Source organism: Pseudomonas sp. KCJK9058, assembly GCF_046230975.1.
Lineage (GTDB): Bacteria > Pseudomonadota > Gammaproteobacteria > Pseudomonadales > Pseudomonadaceae > Aquipseudomonas > Aquipseudomonas alloputida.
In genome coordinates this window covers 20,813-44,558 of sequence record NZ_JBJJLR010000008.1, presented here as the reverse complement: position 1 = coordinate 44,558, position 23,746 = coordinate 20,813, and the positions used below count along the sequence as shown (strand labels likewise).

The 23,746-nt window shown below is 64.4% G+C and carries 17 protein-coding genes; 10 read left to right on the top strand and 7 right to left on the bottom strand.

What is annotated here, in order from left to right:
• The first annotated feature begins 30 nt into the window (after window positions 1–30).
• The gene (locus ACK59Z_RS07225; RefSeq protein WP_019750906.1) at window positions 31–990 is read left to right on the top strand and encodes a ribonuclease Z; all 960 of its coding nucleotides are present in this window, start codon (window positions 31–33) and stop codon (window positions 988–990) included.
• On the opposite strand, the gene ACK59Z_RS07220 is transcribed toward ACK59Z_RS07225, so the two are convergent.
• Both ACK59Z_RS07220 and ACK59Z_RS07215 read right to left on the bottom strand, forming a co-directional pair.
• Window positions 987–2,270 (bottom strand): Zn-dependent hydrolase, encoded by a 1,284-nt coding sequence (locus ACK59Z_RS07220; RefSeq protein ID WP_409292704.1) that lies wholly within the window; start codon window positions 2,268–2,270, stop codon window positions 987–989. The two genes, ACK59Z_RS07225 and ACK59Z_RS07220, sit on opposite strands and share 4 nt — an antisense overlap.
• 49 nt (window positions 2,271–2,319) lie before the next feature.
• Window positions 2,320–3,810, bottom strand: a complete 1,491-nt coding sequence (locus ACK59Z_RS07215) for an NCS1 family nucleobase:cation symporter-1 (protein WP_012051809.1) — start codon at window positions 3,808–3,810, stop codon at window positions 2,320–2,322.
• Window positions 3,811–4,155: 345 nt separating this feature from the next.
• Between ACK59Z_RS07215 and hydA the strand changes: the two genes are divergently transcribed.
• The 3 genes from hydA to preA all read left to right on the top strand — a co-directional run bounded on the left by hydA (window position 4,156) and on the right by preA (window position 8,420).
• Window positions 4,156–5,595, top strand: a complete 1,440-nt coding sequence (gene hydA, locus ACK59Z_RS07210; RefSeq protein ID WP_108191724.1) for a dihydropyrimidinase — start codon at window positions 4,156–4,158, stop codon at window positions 5,593–5,595.
• 182 nt (window positions 5,596–5,777) lie between these two features.
• Window positions 5,778–7,145 carry an NAD(P)-dependent oxidoreductase gene (locus ACK59Z_RS07205; protein ID WP_409292701.1) on the top strand — a complete coding sequence of 456 codons (1,368 nt, stop codon included), beginning with the start codon at window positions 5,778–5,780 and terminating at the stop codon, window positions 7,143–7,145.
• A complete protein-coding gene (preA, locus tag ACK59Z_RS07200; protein ID WP_014860806.1) occupies window positions 7,146–8,420 on the top strand; it encodes an NAD-dependent dihydropyrimidine dehydrogenase subunit PreA in 1,275 nt (424 codons plus the stop codon).
• Window positions 8,421–8,647: 227 nt separating this feature from the next.
• Here the strand turns inward: preA and ACK59Z_RS07195 are convergent, their stop codons facing one another.
• The 5 genes from ACK59Z_RS07195 to gnd all read right to left on the bottom strand — a co-directional run bounded on the left by ACK59Z_RS07195 (window position 8,648) and on the right by gnd (window position 14,265).
• The gene (locus ACK59Z_RS07195; RefSeq protein ID WP_108191723.1) at window positions 8,648–9,268 is read right to left on the bottom strand and encodes a TetR/AcrR family transcriptional regulator; all 621 of its coding nucleotides are present in this window, start codon (window positions 9,266–9,268) and stop codon (window positions 8,648–8,650) included.
• A complete protein-coding gene (locus ACK59Z_RS07190; RefSeq protein WP_003251273.1) occupies window positions 9,268–9,624 on the bottom strand; it encodes a VOC family protein in 357 nt (118 codons plus the stop codon). The genes ACK59Z_RS07195 and ACK59Z_RS07190 overlap by 1 nt, the downstream gene beginning before the upstream one ends.
• Window positions 9,625–9,866: 242 nt before the next feature.
• Entirely contained in the window at window positions 9,867–11,663 is a 1,797-nt protein-coding gene (locus ACK59Z_RS07185; RefSeq protein ID WP_108191722.1) for a glycoside hydrolase family 15 protein, read from the bottom strand.
• A 116-nt stretch (window positions 11,664–11,779) separates the two neighbouring features.
• Window positions 11,780–13,285: a glucose-6-phosphate dehydrogenase gene (zwf, locus tag ACK59Z_RS07180; RefSeq protein ID WP_108191721.1), complete on the bottom strand. Its 1,506-nt coding sequence runs from the start codon at window positions 13,283–13,285 to the stop codon at window positions 11,780–11,782.
• The gene (gnd, locus tag ACK59Z_RS07175) at window positions 13,282–14,265 is read right to left on the bottom strand and encodes a phosphogluconate dehydrogenase (NAD(+)-dependent, decarboxylating) (protein ID WP_104886358.1); all 984 of its coding nucleotides are present in this window, start codon (window positions 14,263–14,265) and stop codon (window positions 13,282–13,284) included. Before gnd ends, zwf begins: the two co-directional genes overlap by 4 nt.
• Before the next feature lie 202 nt (window positions 14,266–14,467).
• Here gnd and ACK59Z_RS07170 point away from each other — a divergent pair, with 202 nt between their 5' ends.
• The 6 genes from ACK59Z_RS07170 (at window position 14,468) to ACK59Z_RS07145 (ending at window position 23,719) form a co-directional block, all read left to right on the top strand.
• Window positions 14,468–14,635 (top strand): DUF6026 family protein, encoded by a 168-nt coding sequence (locus ACK59Z_RS07170; RefSeq protein WP_003251280.1) that lies wholly within the window; start codon window positions 14,468–14,470, stop codon window positions 14,633–14,635.
• Between the two features lie 649 nt (window positions 14,636–15,284).
• Complete coding sequence (glgA, locus tag ACK59Z_RS07165) at window positions 15,285–16,844, top strand: glycogen synthase GlgA (RefSeq protein WP_012051800.1); 1,560 nt, start codon at window positions 15,285–15,287, stop codon at window positions 16,842–16,844.
• Window positions 16,845–16,858: 14 nt separating this feature from the next.
• The gene (gene treZ / locus ACK59Z_RS07160; RefSeq protein ID WP_409292697.1) at window positions 16,859–18,601 is read left to right on the top strand and encodes a malto-oligosyltrehalose trehalohydrolase; all 1,743 of its coding nucleotides are present in this window, start codon (window positions 16,859–16,861) and stop codon (window positions 18,599–18,601) included.
• Complete coding sequence (gene malQ / locus ACK59Z_RS07155; protein ID WP_108191719.1) at window positions 18,598–20,667, top strand: 4-alpha-glucanotransferase; 2,070 nt, start codon at window positions 18,598–18,600, stop codon at window positions 20,665–20,667. Before treZ ends, malQ begins: the two co-directional genes overlap by 4 nt.
• Window positions 20,664–23,438 carry a malto-oligosyltrehalose synthase gene (locus ACK59Z_RS07150; RefSeq protein ID WP_409292694.1) on the top strand — a complete coding sequence of 925 codons (2,775 nt, stop codon included), beginning with the start codon at window positions 20,664–20,666 and terminating at the stop codon, window positions 23,436–23,438. The genes malQ and ACK59Z_RS07150 overlap by 4 nt, the downstream gene beginning before the upstream one ends.
• A 14-nt stretch (window positions 23,439–23,452) precedes the next feature.
• Window positions 23,453–23,719, top strand: coding sequence for a DUF2934 domain-containing protein (locus ACK59Z_RS07145; protein WP_064614872.1), 267 nt, complete (start codon window positions 23,453–23,455; stop codon window positions 23,717–23,719).
• Window positions 23,720–23,746: the final 27 nt, after the last annotated feature.

Below are 23,746 nucleotides of genomic sequence, written 5' to 3'. Positions count from 1 at the left end.
CCGCTTCTGGCCTGAAACAGGAGCCTGAGCATGGACCTGCTGTTCCTCGGCACCTCCGCCGGGGTGCCCACCAAGGCACGCAATGTCAGCGCCACAGCCGTGATCGAAGCCAGTGGCAGCCACTGGTATCTGGTCGATTGCGGCGAAGGCACCCAGCACCGCCTGCTGCACACCCCGCTTTCGATCCGCGACCTGCGCGCGATCTTCATCACCCACGTGCATGGTGACCATTGCTTCGGCCTGCCCGGCCTGCTGGCCAGCGCGGGCATGAGCGGGCGCACCCAGCCGCTGGAAGTGATCCTGCCCGCCGTACTGCACGATTGGGTACGCCAGGGCCTGATTGCCAGCGACACCTTCCTGCCGTTCGAGCTACGCCTGTTGCCCGTGGAAGCGCTGATCGCATGGCGCAGCGAGACCCTGCAGGTGACCACCGTGCAACTGTCGCACCGGGTGCCCAGCGTGGGTTTCGTATTCACCGAAATCAACCCTGAGCCACGCCTGGACATCCAGCGCCTGGACGCCGAGGGCATACCGCGTGGTCCGCTGTGGGGCGAGCTGGCCAAGGGGTTGACCGTGACGTTCAATGGGCAACTGCTGAACGGCAACGACTACCTGCGCCCTTCGCGTCCGCCCCAGCGGGTGATCGTGTGCGGGGACAACGACAAACCAGCGCTGCTGGCAGCCGTCGCCAGGGGGGCGGATGTACTGGTGCACGAAGCCACCTTCACCCAGGCGGTGGTCGAACGCACCGGGGGCACGTTCGGCCACAGCACCGCCGCTGAGGTGGCACGCTTTGCCGAGGCCGCTGGCGTGCGCAACCTGGTACTGACGCATTTCAGCGCCCGCTACCAGAACGACCCACGGCGCAGCCCGCACATCGACACCGTGCGCGACGAGGCCCTCGCCCATTACAGCGGGCAGTTGACCCTGGCGCAGGACCTGCAGCGCTATCACCTTGGCCGTAACGGCCGTCTTGAGGCCAGTGCCTAGGCCGCCAGCCGCCCGCTGGCAATTGCCTCCGACGCCGCCAGCATCGCCCGCAACAACACTGCGCAGCCCGCCGCCAGGTCATCGGGCGTGGCGTTCTCGATCTCGTTATGGCTGATGCCGTTTTCGCACGGCACGAAAATCATCCCCGCCGGCCCCAGCTCGGCCAGGAAGATCGCGTCATGCCCCGCGCCACTGACGATGTCCATGTGCGGCAGGCCCAGCGCCTTGGCCGACTCGCGCACGGCGTCGACACAGCCTTTGTCGAAGTAAAGCGCCGGGAAGTCGGCCGTGGGCACCAGCTCATGGCTCAGGCCATGCTTGGCACAGGTCGCCTCGATCACCCCGCGCACATCGGCAATCATCGCATTCAACTGCTCGCCCTCCAGGTGGCGGAAGTCGAGGGTCATGCGCACTTCGCCCGGGATCACGTTACGCGAGCCCGGGTACGCCTGAAGGCAACCCACCGTGCCACAAGCGTGGGGCTGGTGGGCAAGCGCCGTGCGGTTGACCGCCTCTACCACAGCGGCTGCCCCCACAAGGGCGTCCTTGCGCAGGTGCATCGGCGTAGGGACGGCATGGGCTTCAACACCGCGCAGGGTCAGGTCGAACCACTTCTGGCCCAGCGCGCCGAGGACCACGCCGATGGTCTTGGCCTGGTCCTCAAGGATAGGACCCTGCTCGATATGCGCTTCGAAATACGCCCCCACCGGGTGCCCCGACACGGCACGCGGACCGGCGTAGCCAATGGTGTTCAACGCTTCGCCAACGCTGACACCCTGGGCATCGCGCTTGGCCAGGGTGTCTTCCAGGGTGAACTTGCCGGCGAACACCCCTGAACCCATCATGCACGGCGCAAAACGCGAACCTTCTTCGTTGGTCCACACCACCACTTCGAGCGGCGCGTCGGTTTCCACGCCCAGGTCGTTGAGGGTACGGATCACCTCCAGCCCGGCCATCACCCCGAAGCAGCCATCGAACTTGCCGCCGGTGGGCTGGGTGTCGATATGGCTACCGGTCATCACCGGCGGCAGCTTGGGGTTACGGCCCGGACGGCGGGCGAATATGTTGCCGACAGCGTCGATGCTGACCGAGCAACCGGCCGCCTCACACCACTGCACGAACAGATCGCGGGCCTGGCGGTCGAGGTCGGTCAAGGCCAGGCGGCAGACACCGCCCTTGGCAGTGGCGCCGAGCCGGGCCAGGTCCATCAGCGACTGCCACAGGCGGGTGCTGTCGACGTGACGGGCGTTGGTCTTCAGGATCTCTTTGACGGGGGTCACGGGCTTCTCCTTCAGGCTTCTTATTGTTTGTACGGGCCTCTTCGAGGCCTCAAGGCAAGGGTTTGACCAACCGCACCGGGTTGCGTGCCGCCAAACCGCCAAGCGCGGCGTACAGTGCACCGCCCAGCAACGAGCCGGTGAACCAGCCATAGTCGTAGAACCAGCTGAAACTGCTGTTGCCAATCGCCATTACCGTCAGCCCTACTGGCAAGGCGAAGGCGGCAAAACCGGCCCAGTTCCACGCGGGATACACGTCGTCGCGGTATAGCCCGGCCAGGTCCAGCTTCTGCCGCCGGATCAGGAAGTAGTCCACCACCATGATGCCGGCAATGGGCCCCAACAAGCTGGAATAGCCCAGCAGCCAGTTGGAATACACGCTCTCCAGGCTAAGGTCGGAGACAATCAGGCCCAGTTTCTTCAGCAGTTCATGCCCCATCAGCGCCAGGCCGATAAAGCCGGTCAGCCATACCGCGCGGCTTCGGCCGATCAGGCGTGGGGCAATGTTCTGGAAGTCATTGGTGGGCGACACGATGTTCGCCGCGGTGTTGGTCGACAGCGTGGCAATCACGATCAGCGCCATGGCCAGGGCCACCCAGAACGGGCTTTGAATCTTGCCGATCAGGCTGACCGGGTCGGACACCGTCTCGCCCACCAGCGACGCCGAAGCGGCGGTCAGCACCACACCCAGCGCAGCGAACAGGAACATGGTCAGCGGCAGGCCGAAGATCTGCCCGAGAATCTGGTCCTTCTGGCTGCGGGCGTAGCGGCTGAAGTCGGGAATGTTCAGCGACAGTGTGGCCCAGAAGCCGACCATGGCCGTAAGCCCGGCGCAGAAGTAACTGACCACGCTCGCCCCTTCTGGGCGCTTGGGCGGCTGTGCCAACAGTTCGGTCATCGACATGTGCGGCAAGGCCCAGAACAGCAGACCGACGCCCACTGCCACCAGCAGCGGTGCCGACAGCGTTTCCAGCCACTTGATCGACTCGGCGCCGCGCAGCACCACCCACAGGTTCAGGCACCAGAAGATCATGAAGCCAATCACCTCGCCTGTCCCGCCCAGCGCCTTCCAGCCGTCAAACACCGAACCCAGGAACAGGTGAATGGCCAGCCCGCCGAACATGGTCTGAATACCGAACCACCCACAGGCAACCACCGCGCGGATCAGGCACGGTACGTTGGAGCCAAGAATGCCGAACGACGAACGCAGCAGCACCGGAAACGGGATGCCGTACTTGGTACCGGGAAAGGCATTGAGGGTAAGCGGTATCAGCACGATAACGTTGGCCAGCAGGATCGCCAGCAGCGCTTCGCCAACACTGAGGCCGAAGTAGGCGGTAAGGACACCGCCGAGGGTGTAGGTGGGTACGCAGATGGACATCCCCACCCACAGGGCGGTGATGTGCCATTTGTTCCAGGTGCGCTGGTGCACCTTGGTCGGTGCTATGTCGGGGTTGTAGCGCGGGCTGTCGAGAACATCGCTGCCCTCGGACAGCTCGAACAGGCCATCTTGCTCGACCACTTCCGATCTGCTCTGTTGCATAGGCCCTTCTCCAGTTTTTTCTTCTATTTTTTCGCTCATCAGGCTGATTCGATGACCGGAGTTCGCACGCGGAATTGTGCTTAGAAATCTCGACCAGATTTTCATCTTGTCAAGTTAGTCAAATACCCTGAAAACCCCGCCGCCCATTCGTTCGTTAATTTTTTCCTTTAAATATCAGCAACTTAAAAACCAAAGATTTAATGGGAAAATTTTCTTGCTGAATCCAGAATCAGCATCTAGCCTCGAATCTTGTCAGGCCTGACAGGATTGACCACCCTGCCCGCCCTGGCATCCATGACAATGCAAAGAACCGGCCAAGACCGGTCAGCCTGCGAGGAAAACGGCATGTCCCTGTTGATCCGTGGCGCCACCGTGGTTACCCACGAAGAGCGTTATCCCGCCGATGTCCTGTGTGCCGATGGCCTGATCCGTGCCATCGGGCAAAACCTCGAACCGCCCACCGACTGCGAGATCCTCGACGGCAGCGGCCAGTACCTGATGCCCGGCGGCATCGACCCGCACACCCACATGCAGTTGCCGTTCATGGGCACGGTGGCCAGCGAGGACTTCTTCAGCGGCACCGCTGCGGGCCTGGCTGGCGGCACCACCTCGATCATCGACTTCGTCATTCCCAACCCGCAGCAGTCGTTGCTGGAGGCCTTCCACACCTGGCGTGGCTGGGCGCAGAAAAGCGCCAGCGACTATGGCTTCCACGTCGCCATCACCTGGTGGAGCGAGCAGGTGGCCGAAGAGATGGGCGAGCTGGTGGCCAAGCACGGGGTGAACAGCTTCAAGCACTTCATGGCCTACAAAAATGCGATCATGGCCGCCGACGATACCTTGGTGGCCAGCTTCGAGCGTTGCCTGCAACTGGGTGCGGTGCCCACCGTGCATGCCGAAAACGGCGAGCTGGTGTACCACCTGCAGAAAAAACTGCTCGCCCAGGGCATGACCGGGCCGGAAGCCCACCCGCTGTCGCGCCCCTCGCAGGTTGAAGGTGAAGCGGCCAGCCGCGCCATCCGCATTGCCGAAACCCTCGGCACACCGTTGTACCTGGTGCACATTTCCAGCCGCGAGGCACTGGATGAAATCACCTATGCCCGAGGCAAGGGCCAGCCGGTGTATGGCGAGGTACTGCCCGGTCACCTGCTGCTGGACGACAGTGTCTACCGTGACCCGGACTGGGCCACCGCCGCCGGTTATGTGATGAGCCCGCCGTTCCGCCCACGCGAGCACCAGGAGGCGCTGTGGCGCGGCTTGCAGTCGGGCAACCTGCACACCACCGCCACCGACCACTGCTGCTTCTGCGCCGAGCAGAAAGCCATGGGCCGCGACGACTTCAGCCGCATCCCCAACGGCACCGCCGGCATCGAAGACCGCATGGCAGTACTGTGGGATGCCGGGGTCAACAGCGGGCGTCTGTCGATGCACGAATTCGTCGCGCTGACCTCTACCAACACGGCGAAAATCTTCAACCTGTTCCCGCGCAAGGGCGCTATCCGCGTGGGTGCCGATGCCGACCTGGTGCTGTGGGACCCGCAGGGCACCCGCACCATCTCCGCCAAAACCCACCACCAGCAGGTGGACTTCAACATCTTCGAAGGCCGCACCGTGCGCGGCATCCCAAGCCACACCATCAGCCAGGGCAAGGTGCTCTGGGCCGATGGCGACCTGCGCGCCGAGCCGGGTGCGGGGCGGTATGTGGAACGGCCGGCGTACCCGGCGGTGTATGAGGTGCTGGGGCGCCGGGCCGAGCATCAGCGGCCGATGCCTGTTCAGCGCTGAAGCCATTGGGGCTGCTGTGCAGCCCATCGCGACGCAAGGCCGCTCCCACAGGGATCGCGCCAGCTTTTAGAAATTGAGCAAGACAATTGCTCCCACAAGGACCTCGATCGCCTGTGGGAGCGGCCCCAGAATCGACCGCAATACCTGTCGCCTGCACCAAAAAAAATAGAGAGGCTACAACCGTGACCAACGCCCTGAACCATTTGCCGCGCCCCCGGGCCGGCGCCGAACAGTTGGCCGAGCGCTTCAGCGACCTGGCCCCACCCCTCACCGCGCGCCAGGCCGCCCTGGAAAGTGCACGCTGCCTGTACTGCTACGACGCCCCCTGCGTCAACGCTTGCCCCAGCGAAATTGACATCCCCTCGTTCATACACCGCATCAGTGACGAAAACCTGCAAGGCGCCGCCGAGCGCATTCTTTCGGCCAACATCCTTGGCGGTAGTTGCGCCCGCGTGTGCCCCACCGAAATCCTCTGTCAGCAAGCCTGCGTGCGCAACAATGCCCAGGAATGCGCGCCGGTGCTGATCGGCCAGTTGCAGCGTTACGCCTTGGACAACGCCCAGTTCAGCGCACACCCATTCAAGCGCTCGGCAGCCACCGGCAAGCGTATCGCCGTGGTCGGCGCCGGCCCGGCAGGGCTGTCCTGCGCCCACCGCCTGGCCATGCACGGCCATGACGTGGTGGTTTTCGAGGCCTGCGACAAGGCCGGTGGCCTCAACGAGTACGGCATCGCCCGCTACAAGCTGGTAGACGACTATGCCCAGCGTGAAGTGGATTTCTTGTTGGGGATTGGCGGTATCGAAGTCCGCCATGGCCAGCGCTTGGGTGGCAACCTCAGCCTGGGCGAACTGCGCGATCAGTACGACGCGGTGTTCCTGGGCCTCGGCCTGAATGCCGTGCGCCAGCTAGGGCTGCCCGACGAGGAAGCACCCGGCGTGCTCGCCGCCACCGAGTACATCCGTGAACTACGCCAGGCCGATGACCTGAGCCAGCTACCGTTGGCCGACCGCTGCCTGGTGATCGGTGCTGGCAACACGGCCATCGACATGGCCGTGCAGATGAGCCGTCTGGGGGCCCGCGACGTCAACCTGGTGTACCGCCGTGGCCACGCCGACATGGGTGCTACCGGCCACGAGCAGGACATTGCCAAAGCCAACCAGGTGCGCCTGCACACTTGGGCCCGCCCTGATGCCGTACTGCTGGATGACACCGGCAAGGTCCGCGGCATGCGTTTTGCCCGCACCGAGCTGGCGGAAGGCCGCCTGCGCGATACCGGCGAAACCTTCGAGCTGGCTGCGGACGCCATTTTCAAGGCCATTGGCCAACGCTTTGACGATGCCAGCCTCGGCGACCCGGTGGCTGCGCAACTGGCCCGCGAGGGTGAGCGCATCCGCGTGGACGAAAACCTGCAGACCAGCCTACCGGGCGTGTACGCAGGCGGCGACTGCACCGCGCTGGGGCAGGACCTTACCGTGCAGGCCGTGCAACACGGCAAGCTGGCCGCCGAAGCCATCCATGCCCAACTCATGCTCAACGTGGAGGCAGCGTAAATGGCCGACTTGTCTATCGTATTTGCCGGCATCAAGGCACCCAACCCCTTCTGGCTGGCCTCAGCACCGCCAACCGACAAGGCCTACAACGTGGTCCGCGCCTTCGAGGCCGGCTGGGGCGGCGTGGTCTGGAAGACCCTGGGCGAAGACCCTGCGGCGGTCAACGTGTCGTCGCGCTACTCGGCGCACTATGGCCCCAACCGTCAGGTACAGGGGATCAACAATATCGAGTTGATCACCGACCGCTCACTGGACATCAACCTGCGTGAAATCACCCAGGTGAAGAAGGACTGGCCCGACCGCGCATTGATCGTCTCGCTGATGGTGCCGTGCATAGAGGAGTCGTGGAAGTTCATCCTGCCGCTGGTGGAAGCCACCGGTGCCGATGGCATCGAGCTGAACTTCGGTTGCCCGCACGGTATGCCGGAACGCGGCATGGGGGCGGCCGTCGGCCAGGTGCCGGAATATGTGGAAATGGTCACCCGCTGGTGCAAGACCTACTGCTCGCTGCCGGTGATCGTGAAGCTTACGCCGAACATCACTGATATCCGCCAGTCGGCCCGTGCCGCGCACCGAGGCGGGGCCGATGCCGTGTCGTTGATCAACACCATCAACTCGATCACCAGCGTCGACCTGGACCGCATGGTGGCCCACCCGATTGTCGGGGACCAGAGTACCCATGGCGGTTACTGCGGTTCGGCAGTGAAGCCGATCGCCTTGAACATGGTGGCGGAAATCGCCCGCGACCCGGAAACGCGGGGCTTGCCGATTTGTGGCATTGGCGGCATCGGCAACTGGCGTGACGCCGCCGAGTTCATGGCCCTGGGCAGTGGCGCCGTGCAGGTGTGCACGGCGGCGATGCTGCATGGCTTCCGTATCGTCGAGGACATGCAGGACGGCCTGGCACGCTGGATGGACCAGCATGGGCATTCCACTGTCGAAGCGTTCCGCGGGCAGGCGGTGGGGCATACCACCGACTGGAAATACCTGGACATCAACTACAAGTCGGTCGCGCACATTGACCAGGAGGCGTGCATTGGCTGCGGGCGCTGCCACATTGCGTGCGAGGACACCTCGCACCAGGCGATTGCCAGCACGCTGAAGGCTGACGGCACGCATGCCTACAGTGTGATCGAAGAGGAATGCGTAGGCTGCAACCTGTGCCAGATCACCTGCCCGGTGGAAAACTGCATCGAAATGGAGGCGCAGGACACCGGCAAGCCGTACCTGAACTGGACGCAGGATCCGCGTAACCCCTACCGTGAGGCCAGTTGAAGCGGGTCACCGCCTGAACAGCTGACGCGGCCCCTGTGGGAGCATCTGTCTTGCTCAATTTCTAAAAGCTGGCGCGATCCCTGTGGGAGCGGCCTTGTGTCGCGATTGGGCCGCACAGCGGCCCCCGCAATCTTTGCCGCAATGCAGACATCGAGGGGCCGCTTCGCGGCCCAATCGCGACACAAGGCCGCTACCACAAAAAGACCACGTCCACCTGGAATGCCGGATCACGGCTCCAGCCCTATTCCCCGCAAGATCACGCTGGTCACCGTCTGCACCGCATTCTCGAAGGCCATGTCAGACAGCACCTCGCCGCCGTTGAGCAACTGCACCTGGTAACCAAAGTCAGCATAGTGCTGGGTAGACGCCCAGATCATGTACAGCAACGCCGAAGGCTCTACCGGCAGAATACGCCCCTCTTCCACCCAGCAGCGGATCTTGGCTTCTTTCATCTTCGCCCAGGGCACCAGGCTTTCGTCGAGGTTCACCCCCAGCACCGGCGCCCCGTGCAGCATCTCTTCGGCCCAGATTTTCGAGCCCAGCGGCCGCGAGCGCGAATGGCCCATCTTCGCCCGAATGTAGCTGGTCAGTACCACACGCGGGTCGTCGAAGTTCTCGAAGCACAGGGCGTCCTGCTTCCACACATCCAGCAGGTCCTGCAGCACCGCGCGGAACAGCTCGTCCTTGGTGCTGAAGTAATAATGCAGGTTGGAGCGTGGCAACGCCGCCTGTTCGGCGATATCCCCCATGGAGGTGGCGCCGTAGCCCTTCTCGGCAAACACCTTTTCCGCCGCTTGCAGGATTTTTTCGATATTGCGTCGGCGGATTTCGATCTTGTGATTGGCCATCAAGCTTGGGCCGTCCACACCGCCAGCTCATAACCGTCCGGGTCGATGAAATGAAAGCGCCGCCCGCCGGGGAAGGCAAAGGTCGCCCGGCTGATTTTCGCCCCGGCAGCTTCGATCCGTTGCTGCGTGGCCTCCAGGTCGTCAGCGTACAGGATGACCAGCGGCCCGCCCGGGCGCACCGGCTCACCTGTGGTGAAGCCCCCCGTCAACCGGCCATCGCTGAACTCGGTGTAAGTCGGCCCGTAGTCGGTGAACGCCCAGCCAAATACACTGCCATAGAAGGCCTTGCTCCGTGAGATGTCGCTGACATTGAACTCGATATTGTCGATCTGCCGGTCAGTACCGCGAATGCCCATGTATGCTCCGTGCCGAAAGGGTGTTTGGCCTAGTCTACTCCGGTCGTTTCACAGTTTTATATCAGGCGGCCTCAAACAGCCGGGTAATCACAGGCGTATCGATTTGTGGGAGCGGGTTCACCCGCGAAGCATGCGACGCGGTGTATGGCACCGGCTTTGCCGGTGTTCGCGGGTAAACCCGCTCCTACGGGGGCCCCCACACGGTTCTAGCGTTTGAGCAAGGCAGTCGCCCCACTCATTCGCTACCCACAACTCGCCCGGTCACGTGCCGGGCACTGTGCGCGGTGCAGATTCAGCGCAGTGTTGATGATGCCTATCTGGCTGAAGGCCTGGGGGAAGTTGCCGAGCATGCGCTGGCCGGCCGGGTCGTACTGTTCGGCCAGCAGGCCGAGGTCGTTGCACAGGCCGGTCAGGTGTTGGTACAGCGCTTCGGCTTTGGCCTGGCGCCCCAGCAATACATAGACGTCAGCCAGCCAGAACGAACACACCAGGAAGGTGCCCTCTCCCGGCGTCAGGCCGTCGCTGCAGCTGTCACTGTCATAGCGCAGCAACAGGCCGTTCTTCATCAGACGCTGTTCGATCTGTTCCAGGGTGCGCATGAAGCGTGGGTCATCCGCCGGCAGGAAGCCGGTCAGGGCGATCTGCAACAGGCTGGCGTCCATTTCGGTCGAACCATAGGCCTGGACGAAGAACCGGCCGCTGGGGTCCAGGCCGTGCTCGCACACGTCGCGGTGAATTTCGTCCGCCACCTGGCGATAATGCTGCCCGCGCTCGCGGCCTTCTTCTGTGGTGTCGGCCAGCCCTGCGGCGCGGTCGAAGGCGACCCAGGCCATCACCTTGGAGTGCACGAACTGCTGCCGGCCGCCACGCACTTCCCAGATGCCCTCGTCCGGCTCGCGCCAGATGCGTTCGACATAAGGCAATATCAAGCGCGAAATGGCGGCGCTGCGCGGGTGGCGCGGCAACCCGCCCTTGATCGCCTGGGTCATCGCATCGGCCAGTTCGCCATAGATGTCCAGTTGCCTCTGCGCCGAGGCGGCGTTGCCCACCCGCACCGGCTGCGAATGCTCATAACCGGCCAACCACGGCAAGGTGTACTCCTGCAGGTCACGCTCGCCAGCCAGGCCATACATGATCTGCATCTGCTCGGGGTTGCCGGCCACCGAGCGCAGCAGCCACTCACGCCAAGCCTGGGCCTCGTCGAAGTAGCCAAGGTTCATGAAGGCCAGCAGGGTCATGGTCGCGTCGCGCAGCCAACAGAAGCGGTAGTCCCAATTGCGCTCGCCACCCACACGCTCAGGCAACGAAGTGGTGACGGCAGCGACAATACCGCCGGTGGGGGCGTAGGTCATGGCCTTGAGGGTGAGCAGCGAACGACGCACCAGGGCGGTATATGGCCCTACCTGCGGGCAGCGGTCGGCGAAGGCTTGCCATTGCTCACAGGTGTTTGCCAGGGCGTGGTCGCTGTTGCAGTCAGGCTGCACCGGCAAGTGCGAGGGCTGGTGACGCAGGCTGAAGACCTGGCGCTGGCCCATGCTGACGCGAAAGCGGCAGCCGGTATGGTGGTCGCGGGCTTGCGGGGGCACGGTGCTGCACAGGATCAAACGGTCAGGGCCGGCGACGGCACTGAGGGTCAGTGGGTCGAGCCGTTCCACCCAGGGCACGCTGCGGCCGTAGTCGAAGCGCATGACCAGGTCCATTTCGAAATGGGTTTCGCCAGACAAGCCTTCGACGATGCGCACCACCGAATTGACTTCGCCCAAGGGCATGAAGTCGAGCACCCGGGCACGACCGCTGGCGGTGACCCAGGTGGTTTCCAGCACCAGGGTGTCGCCCAGGTATTGGCGGCTGCTGTGCGTTACCGGGTCGCAAGGGGCCAGGCGCCAGCGGCCATTTTCTTCGTTGCCCAGCAGGGCCGCGAACACGGCGGGGGCGTCGAAGCGTGGCAGGCACAGCCAGTCCAGCGCGCCATCGCGGCTGACCAGCGCCGCACTGCGGCAGTTGCCCAGCAGGGCGTAATCTTCGATATGGGCAGGCATCGAGTCTCCTTTGTGTGGTTGCCTGTGCTGGCCTCTTAGCAGGTGCCTGAGGGAAATGGAATGCCCTGCAGGCGCGGACTTGCCCGCGAAAGGGCCGGCACAGGCTTGCAAAACTCTCACCCCAACCGGTGCCACTCCCGCTTGTCGCGGGTCAGCAATTCATTGCCGGCCTCAGGCCCATCTTCGCCAGCCGAGTACTCATGCACTTCGCCGCCCTGGGCCCAGGCATCGAGAAACGGCTGCACCGCTCGCCAGCCGTTTTCGATGTTGTCAGCCCGCTGGAACAGGGTCTGGTCACCGGTCAGGCAGTCATAGATCAGCGTCTCGTAGCCAGTGGCCGGGGTCATCTTGAAGAAGTCCTTGTAGGCAAAACCCAACTCGACATTCTCCATCACCAGCTCTGGCCCGGGCCGTTTGGCTTGCAGGTCGAACCACATGCCTTCATTGGGCTGGATCTGGATTTTCAGGTAGTTGGGCTTGGGCCGTTCCAGCTCCGACTCGCGAAACTGCGCATACGGTGCGGGCTTGAAGCAGATGGCAATCTCGGTGTCACGCACGCTCATGCGCTTGCCGGTGCGCAGGTAAAATGGCACGCCGGCCCAGCGCCAGTTGTCGATCATCACCTTCAGCGCCACGTAGGTCTCGGTCTGGCTATCCGGCGCGACGTTGGCCTCCTGCCGGTAGCCTGGCAACGGCCTGCGCCCCTGCTTGCCAGCGCTGTACTGGCCTCTCACGGAGTTCTTCAGGGCCATTTTTGCCGACCATGGGCGAATAGCACCGACCACCTTGGCCTTTTCACCGCGCACCGCATCGGCGCCGAACGCGGCCGGCGGCTCCATGGCCACCATCGCCAGCAACTGGAACAGGTGGTTGGGCACCATGTCGCGCAGGGCGCCGGTGCTGTCATAGAACGCACCCCGGGTCTCGACACCGACAGTTTCCGCTGCGGTGATCTGCACGTGGTCGATGTAGTGATTGTTCCAGAACGATTCGAACAGGCCGTTGGAAAAGCGGCTGACCAGAATATTCTGCACCGTCTCTTTGCCCAGGTAATGGTCGATGCGGTAGATCTGCCGCTCGCCCATCACCTTCAGCAGGCAGGCGTTGAGCGCCTCGGCGCTGGCCAGGTCGGTGCCGAACGGTTTTTCAACCACCACCCGGCGAAAGCCGCCGGCAGACTCGTCCAGCAGGCCGGCCTGCCCCAGGCGCTGCGCCACCTCGGGGAAGAAGCGCGGCGACGTGGCCAGATAGAAAATGGCATTGCCGTGGCGGGTCTTGTCGATGCGCCTGGCCAGGGCCTGGTAGGTGGCCGGATCGAGAAAGTCGCCCGTCTGATAATCCAGGCGCTTGGCCAGGCGGGCCCATAGTTTCTCGTCCAGGCACTTGGCGCTGCCCTCGCTTCCTTTGTCACGCTCGACCATGAACGCGTGCAGGCGCGCGGCGAAGTCCTCGGCGCTGGCCGGGTTATGGTCAACGCCGACGATGCGCAGGTTACGGTCCAGCAAACCGTCGCGGCTGAGGTTGTACAGCGCGGGCATCAGCAGGCGCTTGACCAGGTCGCCATTGGCGCCGAACAGGAACAGGGTACAAGGAGGGGCGGCCGCAAGGGTTTGTTTAGTCATTCGCCTTTCTTCTCGACGTGGCCACCGAAGCCCAGGCGCATGGCCGAGAGGATCTTGTCACCGTAGGTGCCCTGTTGCTGGCGCGAACGGAAGCGCGCGAACAGTGCGCTGGACAACACCGGCACCGGCACCGCCTGCTCGACGGCGGCGTCGATGGTCCAGCGGCCTTCGCCACTGTCGGACACCGAGCCACTGAATTGCGACAGCTGAGGGTCGGCTACCAACGCATCGGCGGTGAGGTCGAGCAGCCACGAGGTCACCACGCTGCCGCGTCGCCACACTTCGGCAATTTCGGCCACGTTCAGGTTGAAGCGCTGGTCTTCGGGCAGCTCGTTGCCGCCTTTGCTGCGCAGCAGGTCGAAGCCTTCGGCATAGGCCTGCATCAGGCCATACTCGATGCCGTTATGCACCATTTTCACGTAGTGCCCGGCGCCGGGTGGGCCGGCATGGATGTAGCCGTGCTCGGCACGCTGGTGCTCGCCGCTGCGGCCATGGGTACGCGGGATGTCGCCCACGCCCGGTGCCAGCGCCTTGAACAGCGGTTCCAGGCGCTCGAACACGTCCTTTTCGCCGCCGATCATCATGCAGTAGCCGCGGTCCAGGCCCCACACGCCGCCGGACGTCCCGACGTCCAGATAATGCAGGCCGCGCTTGGCCAGTTCTGCAGCGCGGCGCATGTCGTCCTTGTAGAAGGTGTTGCCGCCGTCGATGATCGCATCGCCCGGCTCCAGCATTTCGGCCAGCTGGGCGATGGTCTGCTCGGTGGCGTCACCAGCCGGCAGCATCACCCATACCGCGCGCGGCGCTTTCAGCTTTTGTACCAGTGCACCGAGGTCATGCGCACCCTGAGCGCCTTCGCCCTCCAGGCCGGTGATGGCTTCACGGTTGCGGTCGTGCACCACGGTGCGGTGACCGGCGCGCATCAGGCGCCTTGCGATATTGCCGCCCATACGGCCCAGCCCGATGATTCCCAGTTGCATGAGCCAATGCTCCCTTTTCGAAATGGATGACGACAGTCCAGCTTTTCAGATTAGTCCAGCATGCCGCCCGAGGGTTCAGCGACGAACGGCAAGACCACAATAAACAAAAAAGTTCCCAAGCCCGGTGAAAGAATTCAGAATGCGCCCCGCGTGAAGCGTCTACGCTTTGACTTGTCACCAGCCAAAACCGCGAGGTGTGCTCATGGGTACATTGATGCCAGCAACCCCACCCCAGACCCTCTATGTCTCCGTGCGCCGTGATGAGCTGCGTAAACTGAAGGACGAACGTGACCAGCTGCGTCAGCAGGTCGCCCAGTTGAACCTGCTGTTGGCGCAACAGCGCGCTGGCGATAAAGCGGTCAGCCTCTGATCGATTCCTTTTTCGCCTGTGGGAGCTGCATGGCTCCCACCCGATCCTGAATCCAGTCGCCGTCCTTGAACCCTATCGGGCAACCGAAGCGGCCTTGTGCCCAAAAAGGGCCAGCACTGAAAGCAGAATCCTGCGCCCATACCCACCTCTTCGCAGCCTAAAGCCACGCTTGCGCTTACGCACCCAAAAGGTGCATTGCGCGGAACGAGCCACAATTTGGCGCAGCTCGAAACCCCTCTGCCCCACACTCGCCCACCCCTTTTCACAACCCGTCACAAACGCCAACGTTTGCGTCTATTGCGCACATAACAATAGTGACCAGTGGGTCACCTTTTTAGCACTTTCTCTCCTACACTCAGTTTTCGGCCCGCCATTTGCTCAACGGAAGAGTGACCCCAAAAAAGTCGAACTTTCAGGAAACCCGGCAGGTCATGAACATAAGTAGGCCAGGCGCATTGGGCTATTCCCGATCCTCGGCCCACACACCCCAACCAGTCCAAGCGCCTTCGGCCGGAATGCTGATCGCGTAGTGCCTGCGCGCACGACCCTGGGGCATGGAACGCACTAAGCAGATTCAAACTAGAGAGAACCAGCACGAAACATCGCCACGGGTGCCAGCACCCGACCAAGCATAGGGACGGAGAGAAGTATGATCAGTGCCGCTGTCGAGCCTCACGTAGACGCTTTCAAACCGGATAACCGCGAGCCGCTCACCCCGGATTTCGCCACGACAGGCAAGGCACCCGGCGCCCAGCGCCAGCAAAACCCGAACATGCGCAAGATTCTGTTCGTGACCTCGGAAATCGCTGATCTGGTGAAAACCGGTGGCCTGGGTGACGTGTCCGCAGCCCTGCCCCGTGCCCTGGCGCACCTGCACGATGTGCGGGTACTTATCCCCGGCTACCGCCAGGTGATGGAAAGCGACAACCCTATACATATCGTGGGTGAACTGGGCGGCCATGCGGCCCTGCCGCCCTGCAAGATCGGGCGCATGGACATGGCCGACGGCCTGGTCATCTATGTGTTGATCTGCCCCGAACTGTACCAGCGCGACGGCACACCCTATGGTGCCAACAATGGCCGCGACTGGCCCGACAACCACATCCGCTTCGCCCGCCTGGGCCTGGCTGCCGCCGAAATCGCTGCCGGCGAAGGCAAGATCCACTGGACGCCAGAAGTGGTGCACGCGCATGACTGGCCCGCCGGCCTGGCCCCGGCCTACATGCACTGGCGCGGCCTGAATACGCCCACGCTGTTCACCATCCACAACCTGGCGTACCAAGGGGTGTACAGCCGCGGCTGCAGCCCGGAGCTGGCGATACCCGAACATGCCATGCAGCAAGAAGGCATGGAGTTCTACGGCAAGCTGTCGTTCCTCAAGGCCGGCTTGGCCTACTCCAGCCACATCACCACAGTCAGCGCCACCTATGCCCGGGAAATCACCACCCCGGAATTCGGCTGCGGCCTGGACGGTTTCCTCGCCAGCAAGGCCCAGCAAGGCCTGCTCGGTGGCATCCCCAACGGCATCGACGAAAGCTGGGACTCGGCCACCGACAAGCACCTGCAACACAACTTCAGCATCAATGACTGGGAGGGCAAAGCGCGTAACACCCAGGAGGTGCGCGAACTGTTCGGCCTGGACGATTCCGAAGGCCCACTATTCGCCGTGGTGTCGCGGCTGGTCTATCAAAAGGGCCTGGACCTGACCCTGGGCGTGGCCGACTACATCGTCGAGCAAGGCGGGCAGATCGCGATCATCGGCCGCGGCGAGCCGGAAGAGGAACAGGCCATGCGCGAGCTGGCGCTGCGTCACCCGGGCCGCATCGGTGTGCGTATTGGTTTCAATGAAACCGATGCCCGGCGCATGTTCGCCGGCAGCGATTTCCTGCTGATGCCATCGCGCTACGAGCCGTGCGGCCTCAGCCAGATGTACGCGCAACGCTTCGGCTCGCTGCCGGTAGCACGTAATACCGGCGGCCTGGCCGACACCATCGAGTGCGGCGTAACGGGCTTCCTGTTCAACGAGTCCACCGTCGAGAGCTACCGCGAGGCACTCAGCCGCGCCTTCTATGTTTACGGCAAGAAGGACCTGCTGAACGCCATGCGCTGCCTGTCGATGACCCAGCCGTTCAACTGGTGCCAGGCGGTTGAACCCTATGCCCGCCTGTACGAGGACCTGGTCAAGCAGACACAACTGAGCCACTACTGAGCGGGGGTCAGAAGATGCACAGACATGGCGCACACTTGCTGGACGCCACGTCGGCGCGCTTCGCCCTCTGGGCGCCGGATGCGCGCAGCGTGAGCGTGGAACTGGAGCAGCAGCCGGCCATCGAACTGCTGCCGGATGATGAGGGTTGGTACAGCGGCGTGGTGCCATGCAAGGCCGGTGACCGTTACCACTACCGTATCGACGGTGAGCTGCAGGTGGCCGACCCGGCCTCGCGCTACCAGCCCGACGGCGTACACGGGCCAAGCCAGGTCGTGGATGTGGCCGGTTATGCCTGGCAACACCCGTGGCTGGGCCGGCCTTGGCATGAGGCCGTGATCCAGGAGGTGCATGTCGGCCTGCTCGGGGGTTACGCCGGGGTTGCCCGGCAACTGCCGCGCCTGGCCGAACTGGGCATCAGCGCGATCGAATTGATGCCGCTGGGGCAGTTCCCCGGCGAACGCAACTGGGGCTACGACGGCGTACTCCCTTACGCCCCACAGAACACCTACGGCAGCCCCGAGCAGCTGTGCGCACTGGTGGACCAGGCCCACGGCCACGGGCTGATGGTGCTGGTCGATGTGGTGTACAACCACTTCGGACCTGACGGCAATTACCTGCACCAGTACGCCAGCCCCTTCTTCCGTGAAGACCGGCAGACACCCTGGGGTGCGGCCATCGACTTTCGCCGCTCGCAGGTGCGCGAGTACTTTATCCAGAATGCCCTGATGTGGCTGTGCGACTACCGCTGCGACGGCCTGCGCCTGGATGCCGTGCATGCCATCGACCAGCCCGATTTCCTGATCGAGTTGGCCCAACGGGTACGCGCCGCCGTAGAACCGGGCCGGCACGTGTGGCTGGTGCTGGAGAACGAGCACAACCAGGCAGGCCTGCTGGAACAGGGTTACGATGCCCAGTGGAACGACGACGGCCACAATGCCCTGCACGTGCTGCTGACTGGTGAAACCGAAGGTTACTACGCCGACTACCAGCATCGCCCCATCGACCAACTGGCCCGGTGCCTTGGCGAAGGTTTCGTGTTCCAGGGCCAGGCCAACCGGCATGGCAAACCACGCGGCGAACCCAGCGGGCATTTGCCGCCCAGTGCCTTCGTGTTGTTCCTGCAGAACCACGACCAGGTCGGCAACCGCGCGCTGGGTGAGCGCCTGACCCGCCTATGCCCCGCGCCAGCTTTGCGTGCAGCCACCGGCCTGTTGCTGCTGGCCCCCATGATTCCGCTGCTGTTCATGGGCGACGAAGCCGGCAGCTGCCAGCCGTTCCTGTTTTTTACCGACTTCCATGACGCGTTGGCCGACGCCGTCCGCGAAGGCCGTCGTGGCGAGTTCGCCCACTTCGCCGCGTTCGCCGACCCCGAGCAGCGTGAGCACATTCCCGACCCCAACGCCGAACAGACGTTCGCGTCCTCACGCCCGCAGAACAAAGCGGTGATCGCCGGCTGGCACGGCCTTTACCAGCAACTGCTCGACCTGCGCCGCCGCCACATCATCCCGCACTTGCCCGGCAGCCGTGCGCTGGGCGCCGAGGTGCACGCTGACAAAGCGCTGACCGCGCGCTGGCAGCTGGGCAACGGCAACACTCTGCGCATCGACCTGAACCTGGCCGACACCCCGCAGGCGGTCGAACTGCCCGCGCCATCCACACGGCTGTTCGACAGCAGCGACACCCGCCACCCGGATACCCACCTGGCTGCCTACAGCTGCGTGGTCAGCCTGCTTCCCCCTGCCCAGGAGCGCCCATGAGCGAAACCGCCCTGCACCGTCTGGCAACCAGCGTCGGGCTGAACCGCGACTGGATTGACGCCAATGCCAGGCCCCAGCGTGTCAGCGACGACGTGCTGCGCAACGTCCTCGAAGGCCTTGGCCACCCGGCCGGCGATGACGCGGCCGTTGCCGCCAGCCTGCGTGCGGTGGAAACCGCCGAAGACAGCGAACACCTGCCGCCTTTGCTGACCGCCGACCTAGGCCAGCCGCTAGCGCTGGCGCGCTACTTCAGTGCCGCCAGCGTGGCCCACTGCACCCTGGAAGATCACACCTCGGTCACCCTCAGCCTCGATGACCAGGCGCGCCTGCCCGGCGAGCTGCCCATCGGCTATCACCAGGTGGAAATCGACAGCCGCCGCTTCACCGTTGCGGTGGCGCCAACACGCTGCCACAGCCTGGAAGACAAGGTGCAACAGCCGCCACCACGCTACTGGGGCCTGGCAGTGCAGCTGTACAGCCTGCGCCGCCCCGGCGATGGTGGCTTCGGCGACTGCCTGGCGCTGGAGCAGTTGGCCCGCTCGGCCGCCGAGCGCGGCGCCGATGCCTTGGCTATCAGCCCGATTCACGCCCTGTCGGCCATCGACCAGGAACACTACAGCCCCTACTCACCTTCCAGTCGCCTCTTGCTCAACACCCTGTACACCAGCCCCGCAGCCCTGCTGGGTGAACGGGAGGTGCGCATGGCCATCGAAGCCTGCGGGCTGGAGCAACAACTCGAAGAGCTGGAGCAGCGCCCTCTGGTCGACTGGCCACGCGCCGCCAGCGCCCGGCTGCGTTTGCTTGAAGCGCTTTATCAAGGCTTCAGCCAAGGCGACCACCCACTACGCACTGATTTTGACAGCTTCCGCGAAGCCGGCGGCCAGACCCTGGAGCACCACTGCCGCTTCGAGGTGCTGCAGGCCCAGGCGGTGGAGCACGGTCTCGGTGCCGACTGGCGCAACTGGCCCAAAGCCTGGCATGACCCCTACCACCCGGAAGTGGAGGCTTTAGCCAATGCCTACCCGGCCAAGGTCGAGTTCCACGCGTTCTGCCAGTGGCTGACCGAACGTGGCCTGCAACGTGCTCACGAAGCGGCCCGCAGCAATGGCATGGCCGTGGGCCTGATCGCCGACCTGGCGGTGGGCGCCGACGGTGCCGGCAGCCAGGCCTGGAGCCGCCAGGACGAACTGCTGGCCGGCCTGAGCGTGGGTGCGCCGCCCGACATCCTCAACCACGTCGGGCAAGACTGGGGCATTTGCGCCTTCTCGCCCGAGGGCCTCAAGCGCAATGGCTATCGCGCCTTTATCGAGATGCTGCGGGCCAACCTCACCCACGCTGGCGGCCTGCGCATCGACCATGTGATGGGCCTGCGCCGGCTATGGCTGATCCCACAGGGGGCCAAACCCAGCGAAGGCGCCTACCTCGACTACCCGTTAGACGACCTGTTGCGCCTGCTGGCGCTGGAGTCGGTGCGTCACCAGGCGATCATCCTCGGCGAAGACCTGGGCACCGTGCCCGACAGCCTGCGTGAAAAGCTGGCCGAGAAGGCGGTGCTGGGCATGCGCGTGCTGCCGTTCGAGCAGACCCAGCCGGGCCAGTTCAAGCCGATTCTCGACTGGCCAGACAACGCCCTGGCCACAACCGGCACCCACGACCTGGCGCCACTGGCCGGCTGGCTGGCAAACCGCGACATCGACTGGAGACACCGCTTGCAACTGATTGATGCTGCTGCCGAATTGCACTGGCGACACGAGCGTCAGAAAGAACGCGACGGCCTGCGCCGCATCCTGGAGGCCAACTACGGCGAACTGAAGGACAACGACGCGCTGATCGATGCGGCCATCCGCTTCGTTGGCCATACCCGTGCGCCGCTGGTGCTGGTACCGCTGGAAGACCTGCTGGGTTGCGACGAGCAACCCAACCTGCCGGGCACCACCAATGGCCATCCCAACTGGCGGCGGCGCTTTGCCCTTCCAGTACGCGAACTGCTCGACGATGAGGACGCCGCACGGCGCCTGGAGCTGCTGGCCCAGGCCCGCGAACAGGCGTGGGAGCGTGACCGATGAAGCCACTGACCGCGACCCTGCGCCTGCAATTTCACAGCGACTTCACCCTCGATCACGCTGTACCGCTGGTGCCGTATTTCGCCCAGCTGGGCATCAGCCACCTGTATGCCTCGCCCATCCTCAAGGCCCGCGCTGGCTCGCGCCATGGCTACGACGTGGTCGATCCTACCTGCGTCAACCCGGAGCTGGGCGGCGAGGCCGCGCTGGAGCGCCTGGTCGCCGCCCTGCGCCAGCATGGCATGGGGCTGATCCTCGACACGGTGTCCAACCACATGGCCGTGGGCGGTGCCGACAACCCTTGGTGGCAAAGCCTGCTGGCCTGGGGACGGCGCAGCCCGTATGCAGCGTTCTTCGACATCCAGTGGCACTCCAGCGACCCACTGCTGGCCGGGCAACTGCTGTTGCCGTTCCTCGGCAGCGACTACGGCGTGGCGCTCAAGAAGGGTGAGATACCGCTGCAGTTCGACAAACAGCAGGGGCTGCTGCAAGTGGCCCATTACGCGCATCGTTTCCCGATCTGTCCGGTCGATTACGGCTGGATTCTCGCGCTCAGCCCAGAGCCTGCGCTCAAGGTGTTGGCCGAGCGCTTCACGGCATTGGGCGACTCGGCCACCCCGCTGGCCGATAGCCTGCCACTCCAAGCCGAACTGGCACGCCTGGTGCGCGAAGGTGCCGACCTCGAATCGGCCCTGGTGGCCTTCGACAGCCGCAGCGAGGCCGGTTTCAAGCGCCTGCACCTGCTGCTGGAGCGCCAGACCTACCGCCTGGCCAGCTGGCGCACCGCCGCCGACGACATCAACTGGCGGCGCTTCTTCGACATCAACGAGCTGGGCGGCCTGCGCGTGGAGCGCGCCGTGGTGTTCGAAGCCACCCATGCCAAGCTGTTCGAACTCATCGAACGTGGCCTGGTGGACGGCCTGCGCATCGACCATATCGACGGCCTTGCCGACCCGCGTGGCTACTGCCGCAAACTGCGCCGGCGGGTTGATGGCCTGCTGGCGCGGCGGCCGCTGAATGCAGGGCTGGAGCACTTCCCCCTGTACGTGGAAAAGATCCTGGGTGCCGACGAGCACCTGCACCGCGACTGGCTTACCGACGGCACCACCGGCTACGAGTTCATGAACCAGGTGTCGCTGCTGCAGCATGATCCGGCCGGCGAAGCGCCGCTGAGCGAACTGTGGAGCAACGTCAGCGAGCGCCCGGCGTTCACCGAAGAAGTGCGCCAGGCCCGTCACCTGGTGCTCAACGCCAGCCTGGCCGGTGACTGCGAGTCAGTGGCCCAGGCACTGTTGCAGGTGGCGCGCAACGACCTGATGACCCGTGACCTGACCCTGGGCGCGATTCGCCGGGCCTTGCAGGCGTTGGTGGCGCATTACCCGGTTTACCGAACCTACTTCAATGCCTGCGGGCGCCCGGCGCAGGACGAAACGTTCTTCCAGCAGGCCCTGACCAACGCCCGGCAAGACCTTGCCGAAGCTGACTGGCCGCTACTGGACCAACTTGAACGGTGGCTGGGCGGGCAAGCCTGGCGGCATCTGCCACCGGGGCGCGCCCGCAAGCAACTGCGCCACGCCTGCGTGCGCTTCCAGCAACTGACTGCGCCCAGCGCCGCCAAAGCCGTGGAAGACACCGCCTTCTACCGCAGCGCGCGGCTGCTGTCGCGTAACGACGTGGGTTTTGAGGCCGAGCGCTTCAGCGCCCCCCCCATGCATTTCCACAACGAGGCCCAGCGGCGCCTGCGCGATTTCCCCGACAACCTGCTGACCACCGCCACCCACGACCACAAGCGCGGCGAAGACACGCGTGCACGCCTGGCCGTACTCAGCGAGCGCGGCACGTGGCTGGCCAGCCGGGTGGAGCACTGGCGTGAGCTGGCCGCCCCTCTGCGTGCGCAGTTGGACGACGGGCTGGCACCCAGCCCCGGCGACGAGTTGATGCTGCTACAAACCCTGCTCGGCAGTTGGCCCTTGGACCTCGACCTGAACGACGACAATGCCCTGCGCCAATACGCCGAGCGTGTTCGCCAGTGGCAGCAGAAGGCCCTGCGCGAGGGCAAGCTGCGCAGTAGCTGGAGCGCACCGAACGAGGCCTACGAAGCCGCCTGTGCTCATTACCTCGACGGCCTGCTGCTGGACAGCGAGAACCAGCAACTGCGCAAGTCGCTGGCCGACGCGGCGCAGTTGCTGGCCTGCCCCGGCGCACTCAATGGCTTGGTCCAGGCCCTGTTGCGCATGACCACACCCGGTGTGCCCGACCTCTACCAGGGCAACGAATACTGGGACTTCAGCCTGGTCGACCCGGACAACCGCCGCGCCGTGGACTACGCGTCGAGGCGTCGCACGCTGGACGACGCCACGCCGGCAGCCGAGCTGCTGGCGCACTGGCGCGACGGCCGCGTCAAACAGGCCTTGATCGCCCGGGTGCTGGACTGCCGCCAGGCCCACGCCGAGCTGTTCCGCCGCGGTGCCTACCTGCCACTGACCGTACAGGGCCGGCACGCTGACAAAGTCATTGCCTTTGCTCGCCTGGGGGAAGGCGAGCACGCCATCGTCGTCGCCCCGCGCCTGGCCAGCAGCCTGCTCGGAGGTGCCGCTACACCGTTGATCCCGGCGCAGAACTGGGACGACACCCGGCTGGTATTGCCGTTTGCCTTGTCACCTGCCAACTCGACGGGACTTTTCGCCTGTGCGGCGGTCAGCTCTTCAAAGGAGTTGCTGTTGAGCGCCGTGCTGGCGGAGTTTCCGGTCAACGTGTTGATACAACAATCTTGAGCATCAGGAGCGTCATGATGAGTGTCGATGAAAAGCGTATTCGCGAATTTGCCTACCAGATCTGGGAATCCGAAGGTAAGCCCGTAGGGGAAGAAGAGCGCCACTGGGAAATGGCCCGCAAGCTGGCCGAGGCCGAAGCACTGGCGCCCAAGGCAGCCCCGCGCAAGAAAGCAGCGGCCAAGCCGAAGGCGCCTGCAGAACCCAAGGCGGCTGCCCTGCCGGGGGTTAAGCCCGCTGCGGTGAAAAAGCCCCGGGCGGTGAAAAAGCCTACTGCCGGTTAAGCCTGTCCGGGCCTCTTCGCGGGTAAA

What these genes read in the sequence shown, in the direction of transcription:
- ACK59Z_RS07225 (WP_019750906.1), top strand. Translation starts at nt 31, where the DNA reads ATGGACCTGCTGTTCCTCGGCACCTCCGCCGGGGTGCCCACCAAGGCA.
- ACK59Z_RS07215 (WP_012051809.1), bottom strand. Translation starts at nt 3,810, where the DNA reads ATGCAACAGAGCAGATCGGAAGTGGTCGAGCAAGATGGCCTGTTCGAG.
- hydA (WP_108191724.1), top strand. Translation starts at nt 4,156, where the DNA reads ATGTCCCTGTTGATCCGTGGCGCCACCGTGGTTACCCACGAAGAGCGT.
- preA (WP_014860806.1), top strand. Translation starts at nt 7,146, where the DNA reads ATGGCCGACTTGTCTATCGTATTTGCCGGCATCAAGGCACCCAACCCC.
- ACK59Z_RS07195 (WP_108191723.1), bottom strand. Translation starts at nt 9,268, where the DNA reads ATGGCCAATCACAAGATCGAAATCCGCCGACGCAATATCGAAAAAATC.
- ACK59Z_RS07190 (WP_003251273.1), bottom strand. Translation starts at nt 9,624, where the DNA reads ATGGGCATTCGCGGTACTGACCGGCAGATCGACAATATCGAGTTCAAT.
- ACK59Z_RS07185 (WP_108191722.1), bottom strand. Translation starts at nt 11,663, where the DNA reads ATGCCTGCCCATATCGAAGATTACGCCCTGCTGGGCAACTGCCGCAGT.
- zwf (WP_108191721.1), bottom strand. Translation starts at nt 13,285, where the DNA reads ATGACTAAACAAACCCTTGCGGCCGCCCCTCCTTGTACCCTGTTCCTG.
- gnd (WP_104886358.1), bottom strand. Translation starts at nt 14,265, where the DNA reads ATGCAACTGGGAATCATCGGGCTGGGCCGTATGGGCGGCAATATCGCA.
- ACK59Z_RS07170 (WP_003251280.1), top strand. Translation starts at nt 14,468, where the DNA reads ATGGGTACATTGATGCCAGCAACCCCACCCCAGACCCTCTATGTCTCC.
- glgA (WP_012051800.1), top strand. Translation starts at nt 15,285, where the DNA reads ATGATCAGTGCCGCTGTCGAGCCTCACGTAGACGCTTTCAAACCGGAT.
- treZ (WP_409292697.1), top strand. Translation starts at nt 16,859, where the DNA reads ATGCACAGACATGGCGCACACTTGCTGGACGCCACGTCGGCGCGCTTC.
- malQ (WP_108191719.1), top strand. Translation starts at nt 18,598, where the DNA reads ATGAGCGAAACCGCCCTGCACCGTCTGGCAACCAGCGTCGGGCTGAAC.
- ACK59Z_RS07150 (WP_409292694.1), top strand. Translation starts at nt 20,664, where the DNA reads ATGAAGCCACTGACCGCGACCCTGCGCCTGCAATTTCACAGCGACTTC.
- ACK59Z_RS07145 (WP_064614872.1), top strand. Translation starts at nt 23,453, where the DNA reads ATGATGAGTGTCGATGAAAAGCGTATTCGCGAATTTGCCTACCAGATC.